The sequence below is a fragment of the Pseudanabaena biceps PCC 7429 genome (assembly GCF_000332215.1).
In the GTDB taxonomy this organism is placed as follows: domain Bacteria; phylum Cyanobacteriota; class Cyanobacteriia; order Pseudanabaenales; family Pseudanabaenaceae; genus Pseudanabaena; species Pseudanabaena biceps.
Genome location: NZ_ALWB01000230.1, coordinates 1 through 8,494, shown reverse-complemented (window position 1 = coordinate 8,494; position 8,494 = coordinate 1). Strand labels below are relative to the sequence as shown.

Genomic DNA, 8,494 nt, shown 5'->3' with positions numbered 1-8,494 from the left:
CGCACGCTGCGCGTGCGCCGCAGTTTTTAGGGTTTTATATTTAATTAAGCCCACTTACTTATAAGATATTTTTTATATTTTTTCAGAAGATTGTTATTTTGATATCAAGGATATTATTTCTCCTTAGTGTCTTCCTATCACCCACTCATTCTTTACTAAATGGGCTGCATTTTGATGCAAACTATTTACCCATTAAAAAATACACAAAATTAGCCCAAAATCGTGTAGTGGGTATTCCTATTAGTTTTAAAGATGAATCTGAAGCATTAAGCAAAAACTGTAAAATACATAGACTAAAGGACAAGGATAGAAAAAATTGTGTGATTGAAGAAAGAGAACATGGAGGTGTATACACTAAACGTGCTTTTTATCAGCGATCTATAATTTTAAATATTTACGAACAAAATAGCGTGGGTGAATTTTATAAAGATACAGAATTTACAATTCTGTCGCCCTATGGAAGAGCAAAAATACGCTATGAAGATTTGTTGGGGGATGGGAAAGAATTTATTATAGTTGAAACCCTTGAAGGTTTTACTGGTTCAGGTATTAGCCAAGATATTCTTGCAATTGTAGGTTGGCATCGAAATAAATTTACTCCCGTTTTACTAGAGACTACGAGGTATATGGAAGCATTTTTAACAGCTCATCGCCAACAAGAATTAAAGGCAAGCTATAACTTTCTTAATAAAGGTACAAATAATCTTTCTATAAGACTTGAATATGAGTTTTTAGCAATATTTCCAAAACTCAATATAACAAAACAATTCTCTTGGCATGAAGAGTTATCATGGAATGAAGAAAAATTTTCTTTCTACAGTAAAGAATTAGAGAAAGTAAAGCTCAATAATTTTATTAATAACGTCGAAAAAAGTATTATTCAAGTGCGTTTAAATATTTTAGATCTTGATATAAATAATCTAAGCTTTGAGTTATTAGATAAAACTAAGATTGTTTCGCTTTATACAAAATGGTTCTAAAATTTTTAGCTAGCAAAGTATGTTTGAGATATAGCTATAGTCAGTAATGTTAGGACAAAAATCAAACCCAATAGAGAGTTGCGGCGCGAAGCGCCGCAACTCTCTATTGGGTTTGATTTCCTGACTTAAGTAAATATAGCTATAATGCCCATTCTCATTTTGAGTTTTGTAAGAGATCTAATGCTTAATAGAGTAAGGCAGCGCTTGCGCTGCCTTACTCTATTAAGCGACTCTAGCAATGACAGTGCGGTGACGGGGACTATTGGCGATGATGGTAGGAGAGGCAAAGCCTGCAGTAACTAGTTCTTGGGCAAGATTGAAGGAGAAGTATTGATCGAGATAGGGTTCAGTGCTTTTGAGGAGGGTGAGGATGTAGGGAGGCATTTTTTGGTAGATATCGGATTGGGGATTCATGTCCATCATGGCGAAGTATCCGTTGGGCTGCAAAACCCGACGGATTTCTCTCAGAATTTGCCTTGTTGCATCTTGAGGTAATTCATGGAATAGCAGAAAACAGGAAACAAAATCAAAGGAAGCATCAGGTAAGGAAATGTTTTCGGCAGTGGAATGTATCCATTGTATTTGCCCCTTTTCGATTAGTTGCGGATATTTGAGGTTGGTATTGTAGTTAGCGATCGCTAAAAAATGAGGTGACAAATCTAGCCCAGTAATCTTAGCAAGGGGATAGTTCTCATGTAGAGAGAAAGTACTCATGCCTACGCTACAACCGATGTCGAGAATATTTTGAGGTGCAGGCATTTTTTCTTTGACGATATCCAGATAGCTTTGACGCAGTCTGGCATCGCCTTGCACGGGAGGTTTATCATCATTCCAAATGCGCGAATGGACGGCATAGGCTGCTACTTCAACTTCTGTTGCGGGCAACCAACCGAGATTCCCTTCTTCGTAAGCATGAAAATGCTTGAGGTAATATTCGGGATATTTTAAATTGGGATTTTGAACTTTAACTAGTTCTGCCTCAAGATCCTGTTTCTGTAAATCGGCAACAATTTGTCGCCAGTTTACGCCCATCGATTCGGCGCGTTCGATCATCATTTTGCGAGCGCGTTGCTTGGCAAGGTTAAATAAAGGCGCGATCGCTAAAATGCCATTGACGATACGGGAGGCGAGTCCGATTTTAGGGTTAGGGGCTGAAGTAGTGATAGTCATATATCAAAAATATGATTACTATAAAAAATATAATTACTCTTTGATTTTACGTGACTTGATAGCGATCGCAGGATTGCCAAGATAGATCGTCATCGGCTCTAGCGATCGGGTCGCCACGCTACCCATACCCAACACCGCCCCCTGACCGACCCGCACCCCTGCGCCCACGGTAGCCCTTGCCGCGATCCAACTCCCCGTCTCAATATAAATTGGAGCCGTACGCAGTGCAAAATGGCGATCGCACCAGTCGTGATTACCCGTACATAGATAAACTCCTTGCGAAATACAACAATGGCTTTCAATCGTAATTAGATCGAGGTTATCTAGCCAAACATCTTCACCAATCCAGACAAAATCCTTGACAATCAAGCGCCAAGGGAATTTGATCTTTACCCCTGTTTTGATTCTCACACCTTGACCAATTTCCGCGCCAAACCAACGCAAGATGGTAACTTTTAACCATGAAAAAGGAATTAAGTAACTACGCACCAAGGGTGCGCCAATAAAGTACCAAAGTAGCTGCTTGGTAATGGTTGCGCCTATGGTGTATTTACCCGTCGTGTAGCGATCAAGACGCAAAGTGATAACTCCTCTGGGTTTTAATACCAAGTTAAGAAATGGCTACGCCATTTCTTAACTTGGTATTAAAACCTTTACTAGGTTTAGTTTTTAATTCACGAAAGTGTGACAACACTTTCGTGAATTGGTATAAGACCCTCAAACCTGCGGCGCACGCTGCGCGTGCACCGCAGGTTTGAGATCTGGATTTTAATTATGCCCAGTCACTTAGCAGTCCTAAATCCCTAAATCATTTCATAGATTTTAAAAGGATGGTCAGTGCAAAGCGTTGCCCATCCTTTTAAAATCTCAGATTTTGGTTGAGAGTGTTGCAAAGCAACACTCTCAACCAAAATCTGGGATTGGGCAATGTTATACAATATTAGAGCTTTTCTAATGGTCGAGTTTTTTCTATGCAAGTTTGGGTATTGCTGTTTAACGCCAACACTGATAACGAAGGTATCTATACACTGGAAATTGAAGGCAATAATATCATTGTTGCCTTTGAGCAAGAGGATGATGCCATTCGTTATGCAGGTTTGCTTGAAGCACAGGATTTCTTATCGCCGACAGTGGAAAGCATTGACAGTCAGGAGCTAAAGGAATTCTGTGAGGATGCTAACTACGACTTAAATATCGTACCAACTGATGCTTTGTTGGTTCCACCAGAAAAAAATGTTGACAAAACGGATTGGTCGCCCGATCGCGTTCAAAAGCTCTCGGAACCAGAGGCTGATATTGAGGTAGAAGATCCCGTAATTGCGATGATGCGTCGTCGTCTAGAGAATTTACTATGAGTTATGAGCGTACAATTCTTCCGAGCGTATTCTCATAACCGAACAAAGCCCTATAAGAATTTGTTTTAGGTATCAATATGACGGCTGAGCTGACTTCTAATGCTTTAACGAAAACAATTACCAAGTTTGAGCCAAATCCTGAGAATGAAGGCTGGTTTAACTATGCGGTTCATGTCTATCCTCACCATACAGACTATTCGGGTGTGGTATGGCATGGCTCCTATATTAATTGGATGGAAGAGGCAAGGGTCGAATGTTTGCGTACTGTGGGCATGAGTTTTGAAGAATTAGTTTCCGCAGGTGTGGATTTGCCAGTAGTGGAAATGTCTTTGCGCTATCATCGTTCGGCAAGGATGGGTGACAATTTGCTAGTGATGACTAAGCTCGTACCCGATAAAGTCCGCCTTAATTGGGAATATCAAATTCGCACCGAAACAGATCTATGTGTAACAGCAGTGGTTACCCTCGTACCTGTAGATTTTGAAAAACGTAAGCTGTTGCGATCGCTACCCAGCTCCTTAGAAGGAGCGATCGCCAAGCTAATGGAAATATAAAGATCGCGCCGCAACGCCGCACGATCAAAATAAAATCCAAAAACCTGTAGCGCAAGCTGCGCTTGCGCTACAGGTTTTAGCTCTGGTTTTTAATTATGCTCAGTTACTGACAGATAATAATAAAGATGAAAGGAACTAAATCAAAATTATGGCAAATTGGCAAGTAATCGCGGGTGGCGTGACCGCTGCAAAGGGCTACAAAGCAGCAGGCATTACCGCTGGGTTAAAACCATCGGGCGCACCCGACCTAACTCTAATCGCCTCGGATGTTCCTGCGATCGCCGCAGGGGTATTTACCAAGTCCTGCGTCCGAGCGGCCTGTGTGGATTTCAATCGGGAAGTATTAGCTAAGGGTGGTAAAGTCAGTGCGATTCTCTGCAATGCAGGACAAGCCAATGCCAGTACTGGTGCAGAAGGTTGGCAAAATGCGGTGGAATGTGCGGAACTAGTCCAAAAAGCCTTAAATACCCAAGATGGCGTATTGGTTGCCTCCACTGGTGTCATTGGCAAGCAATTGCTGATGGATAAGATGCGAGCGGGGATTGCCAAGATCGCACCCTTAATTTCTGCGGATGGTGGTGAAGCTGCTTCGAGATCGATCATGACGACGGATACGGTTCCCAAGAGCATTGCCCTTGAAACGGTAATTGATGGCAAGCCCGTTCGCATTGGCGGAATCTGCAAAGGTTCGGGAATGATTCACCCCAATATGGCGACGATGCTTGGCTTTGTGACTTGCGATGCAGGCGTGGAGCCACAGCTATGGCAAACCATGTTGTCGCGATCGATCGATGCTAGTTTTAATCAAGTGACCGTCGATGGCGATACCAGTACTAATGACATGGTGCTAGCTCTGAATAACGGTGAGTCGGGCGTAGTCATTAGCGATGAGAATTCTGCCGCCGCACAGCAAATCCAAGCCATGCTTCAAGAGGTTTGTATGGACTTAGCCAAGGCGATCGCCCGTGATGGGGAAGGCGCAACCTGCATGATCGAGGTCAATGTCACTGGAGCATCAACTGCGATCGCCGCTCGGCAAATCGCCAAAACCATTGTCGGTTCTTCCTTAGTTAAATCCGCTGTTTTTGGTAACGATCCTAATTGGGGCAGAATTGCTGCGGCCGCAGGGCGATCGGGCGTGGATTTCGATCAAGATGTATTGCATATTCAATTGGGCGACTTTGTCATGATGAAGAATGGTACGCCTCAGGAATATGATCGCCAAGCCGCTAGCGACTATCTCAAAAATGACACCGTAGTTATTAACGTCGGGGTCGGTGATGGTAGTGGTGATGGCACGGCCTGGGGCTGCGATCTTAGCTACGATTACGTCAAAATTAACGCCGAGTACACTACTTAAAGATAGAGAAGGCGTGCATAGCACGCCTTCTCTACGCAATTTTTAGCCTAAACGTAGGATGTAACCAGAACCAACAAATGTTATTGCTTGATAAGTAGCTGGATAAGTAGCTGGGCATAATTAAAAACCAAAACCAGAGAGCGTACCGCCCGCTACGCGGGCGGTACGCTCTTCTAGGTTTTAAGTTTACATATGCTTAGCTACTTAGATTGATAGACTGTTGTCTATTTTTAATTTGGATTGAATTTTGAGTAACTAGAGGTGAGGAGCTATGCAGGTAGATGAACAGGCTGATAAACAGGTAGGAATGGCGACGGAAATCGGTAATATAGCGGGAGATGCACAAAGTAAACCTGCCAGAGATCAAACCAGTCCCATGAAAAACGCCCTACAACCCAAACAATCGAACAAATTTTTACTCCCTGCGATCGCCCTCGCGCTTGCAGCACTGGGCATCAGTATTTGGTTTGTCCTTGGGCGTTTTAGCAGTAATCCAGCCCCAACGGCAACCTCAACGAATGTGGCTGGCAGTAAAGACCAACCCAAAGCAATTAGTGCCCTAGGTCGCCTAGAGCCACAGGGAGAGGTAATCAAAGTTGCATCTCCTTCTGCATTGGGTACTTCTCGAATTGTGAAGATGATGATTAAAGAAGGAGATGTCGTCAAACAAGGGCAGGTGATCGCCATACTCGATAGTTACGACACCTCAGTAGCAGCTTTGCTCCAAGCCCAAAGTCAAGCCCAAGAGAGCGATCGCAATTTAGCCAAAGTCCGTGCTGGAGCAAAAAGTGGGGATATTGTCGCCCAAGAGGGGAATGTCCTGTCTGCGGCTGCGAATATCAAATCGCTGGAAGCCAATGCGGCTAGAATCAAGGCTGAATTAGAAATTGCTGAAAGAGATTACAATCGCTTTTTACAGGTTTATAAAGAAGGCGCAATTTCGCAAACCGTCCTCGATACCTATAGGCTCAAGGTTGACACTTTACAAGGACAGCTTTTACAGGCTCAGCAACAGGTGCAGCAGGCTCAATTTCAATTGCGCCAGTCTCAGGGACAGCTCAGCAGCGTTCAAGAAGTGCGTCCTATTGATGTGCAATATGCTGAAGCCCAATTACAAACTGCGATCGTTAATGTCAAAAAGGCTGAAGTTGCGCTCGATTTAGCCCAAGTCCGCGCTCCCATTGATGGACAAGTCCTAAAAATCAATTCTAAAGTTGGTGAAATAGTCAGCCAGACGGGGGGAGTGATCGAAATTGGGAACACCAGTCAAATGTATGTTGTTGCTGAGATCTATGAAACTGATATCGGCAAAATCAAAGTCGGACAAAAGGCAACGATCGAAAGCGAAGCTTTTGAAGGTGAAATTACGGGCAAGGTCGATCGCATTGGTTTGCGAATTGCCAAAAATGATGTTCTCGGTACCGATCCTGCTGCCAAAACCGATGTGAGAATTATCGAAGTCAAGATCAAACTAGATGAAAGCACCAAGGTTTCAGGACTTACCAATTTACAAGTCAGAGTCAAGGTTGAAGTTTAATGCGCTGCTTTTAATGTGCTGCTTTTAATGCGCTTCTAAAGACCACAGCTGAACTTGTACCTATTTTAAAAACCGTCACATGAATTTATGATTTTTGCCGTACCTCTTGCTTGGTTGCAACTTACTTACGAAAAAAGCCGTCTGCTAGTAGCGATCGCGGGAATCACTTTTGCCGTAGTCCTAATGTTTTTGCAATTAGGGTTTCGAGACGCTCTCTTTACCAGTGCAGTTCGTCTACAAAGTAATTTGGTAGGAGATTTGGTGATTATCAGTCCGCAATCAACCAACCTAGTGGGAATGCGGAACTTCTCCCAACGTCGTCTTTATCAGGCTTTGGGGATGAAGGATGTCACATCAGTTAATCCTCTTTATATTGCTACGGGAGCTTGGAAAATCAAAGAAGATCCTGCGGGACAGACCCGTAACATTCTCGTATTGGGAGCCAATCCAGATGCGAAGGTTTTTAAAATGCCAGGGGCAGAATTAAACATCGATCGCGTCAAGACTCAAGACGTAGTTCTATTTGATCGCGCTTCGCGGGCTGAATTTGGTCCAGTCGTTGCGGAATGCGGCATGTTATCTCTAAAAACTAAGTTTACGGATGATGCTTTTGGCTGTAACAACATAGTCAATCGGGAGGTGGCTAACCGTAAAATCAGGGTTGGAGGATTATTTGAGCTAGGAGCCTCCTTTGCTGCTGATGGTACGGTGATTACTAGTGATACTAATTTCCTGAGGATTTTTGATTCACGACGCGCGGGATTAATTAACGTGGGTTTGATCAATTTGCGCGCTGAGGCTTCTCCCTACGAAACCATGCGGAACTTTATCCTCAGTCAACCCAGTGAATCCGTAGTTTTACCCCGCGAAAAGCTCCAGCCCGATGGTAAGAGAATACAGGTCTTATATAAGGAAAGTATCGGTGCTGATGGCAAAATCCTTCGTGAAGAGAACAAAGATAAAGTCGTTATTTCTAAAGCCGATCTGACCATTGAGGATCTCAAAAAAACTCAAGATGCGGCGATCGATGATACCCGCATTTTGACGATGCAAGGCTATGTCGATTTTGAAAAAGGTTACTGGCAAAAAAGTACCGCGATCGGTTTTATCTTTAGCCTCGGTACGGTAATGGGTTTCATTGTCGGTATCGTGATTGTCTATCAAATTCTCTATACTGACGTTTCCGATCACCTTGCCGAATATGCCACTCTAAAGGCGATGGGCTATGGCAACTTATATCTAGCCCAAATTGTCATTCAAGAAGCTTTTGTCTTATCAATTTTGGGGTTTATCCCAGGCTTAGGCATTTCCTTTGGGCTATATAACCTCACTAAAAATGCGACATTACTGCCGCTCTATATCTGGGACAAAGCAATTCCCGTGATGATATTGACAATAGTAATGTGTGTGATTTCTGGCGCAATATCGCTACGCAAAGTTCAATCTGCCGATCCTGCGGAAATTTTTGGATAAGAATCAAAAAGGCGATCGCTAAGCGATCGCCTTTTTGCTTTTTAAGAGTATTTTAATAAGTAATG

The 8,494-nt window shown here is 43.2% G+C and carries 8 protein-coding genes; 6 read left to right on the top strand and 2 right to left on the bottom strand.

The features are described 5' to 3' along the window. Nucleotides 1–227: 227 nt before the first annotated feature. Nucleotides 228–980 (top strand): hypothetical protein, encoded by a 753-nt coding sequence (locus PSE7429_RS19200; protein WP_233424392.1) that lies wholly within the window; start codon nt 228–230, stop codon nt 978–980. A 222-nt stretch (nt 981–1,202) separates the two neighbouring features. On the opposite strand, the gene PSE7429_RS19195 is transcribed toward PSE7429_RS19200, so the two are convergent. Further along, on the bottom strand, nt 1,203–2,150 hold the full coding sequence (locus tag PSE7429_RS19195; protein WP_009628996.1) for a class I SAM-dependent methyltransferase: 948 nt from the start codon (nt 2,148–2,150) through the stop codon (nt 1,203–1,205). Between the two features lie 33 nt (nt 2,151–2,183). Next, nucleotides 2,184–2,729, bottom strand: a complete 546-nt coding sequence (locus tag PSE7429_RS19190; RefSeq protein WP_009628995.1) for a WcaF family extracellular polysaccharide biosynthesis acetyltransferase — start codon at nt 2,727–2,729, stop codon at nt 2,184–2,186. Nucleotides 2,730–3,121: 392 nt separating this feature from the next. On the opposite strand from PSE7429_RS19190, the gene PSE7429_RS19185 reads away from it, so the two are divergent. From PSE7429_RS19185 to PSE7429_RS19165, 5 genes are all read left to right on the top strand, one after another. Then, nucleotides 3,122–3,505, top strand: coding sequence for a DUF3110 domain-containing protein (locus PSE7429_RS19185; RefSeq protein ID WP_009628994.1), 384 nt, complete (start codon nt 3,122–3,124; stop codon nt 3,503–3,505). 77 nt (nt 3,506–3,582) lie between these two features. Continuing rightward, nucleotides 3,583–4,059: an acyl-CoA thioesterase gene (locus PSE7429_RS19180; protein WP_009628993.1), complete on the top strand. Its 477-nt coding sequence runs from the start codon at nt 3,583–3,585 to the stop codon at nt 4,057–4,059. Nucleotides 4,060–4,207: 148 nt separating this feature from the next. Further along, nucleotides 4,208–5,419: a bifunctional ornithine acetyltransferase/N-acetylglutamate synthase gene (gene argJ / locus PSE7429_RS19175; RefSeq protein WP_009628992.1), complete on the top strand. Its 1,212-nt coding sequence runs from the start codon at nt 4,208–4,210 to the stop codon at nt 5,417–5,419. A gap of 271 nt (nt 5,420–5,690) precedes the next feature. Then, nucleotides 5,691–6,956: an ABC exporter membrane fusion protein gene (locus PSE7429_RS19170; RefSeq protein ID WP_009628991.1), complete on the top strand. Its 1,266-nt coding sequence runs from the start codon at nt 5,691–5,693 to the stop codon at nt 6,954–6,956. Between the two features lie 87 nt (nt 6,957–7,043). Next, the gene (locus tag PSE7429_RS19165) at nt 7,044–8,429 is read left to right on the top strand and encodes an FtsX-like permease family protein (RefSeq protein WP_009628990.1); all 1,386 of its coding nucleotides are present in this window, start codon (nt 7,044–7,046) and stop codon (nt 8,427–8,429) included. Nucleotides 8,430–8,494: the final 65 nt, after the last annotated feature.

What these genes read in the sequence shown, in the direction of transcription:
- PSE7429_RS19170 (WP_009628991.1), top strand. Translation starts at nt 5,691, where the DNA reads ATGCAGGTAGATGAACAGGCTGATAAACAGGTAGGAATGGCGACGGAA.
- PSE7429_RS19195 (WP_009628996.1), bottom strand. Translation starts at nt 2,150, where the DNA reads ATGACTATCACTACTTCAGCCCCTAACCCTAAAATCGGACTCGCCTCC.
- PSE7429_RS19185 (WP_009628994.1), top strand. Translation starts at nt 3,122, where the DNA reads ATGCAAGTTTGGGTATTGCTGTTTAACGCCAACACTGATAACGAAGGT.
- argJ (WP_009628992.1), top strand. Translation starts at nt 4,208, where the DNA reads ATGGCAAATTGGCAAGTAATCGCGGGTGGCGTGACCGCTGCAAAGGGC.
- PSE7429_RS19165 (WP_009628990.1), top strand. Translation starts at nt 7,044, where the DNA reads ATGATTTTTGCCGTACCTCTTGCTTGGTTGCAACTTACTTACGAAAAA.
- PSE7429_RS19180 (WP_009628993.1), top strand. Translation starts at nt 3,583, where the DNA reads ATGACGGCTGAGCTGACTTCTAATGCTTTAACGAAAACAATTACCAAG.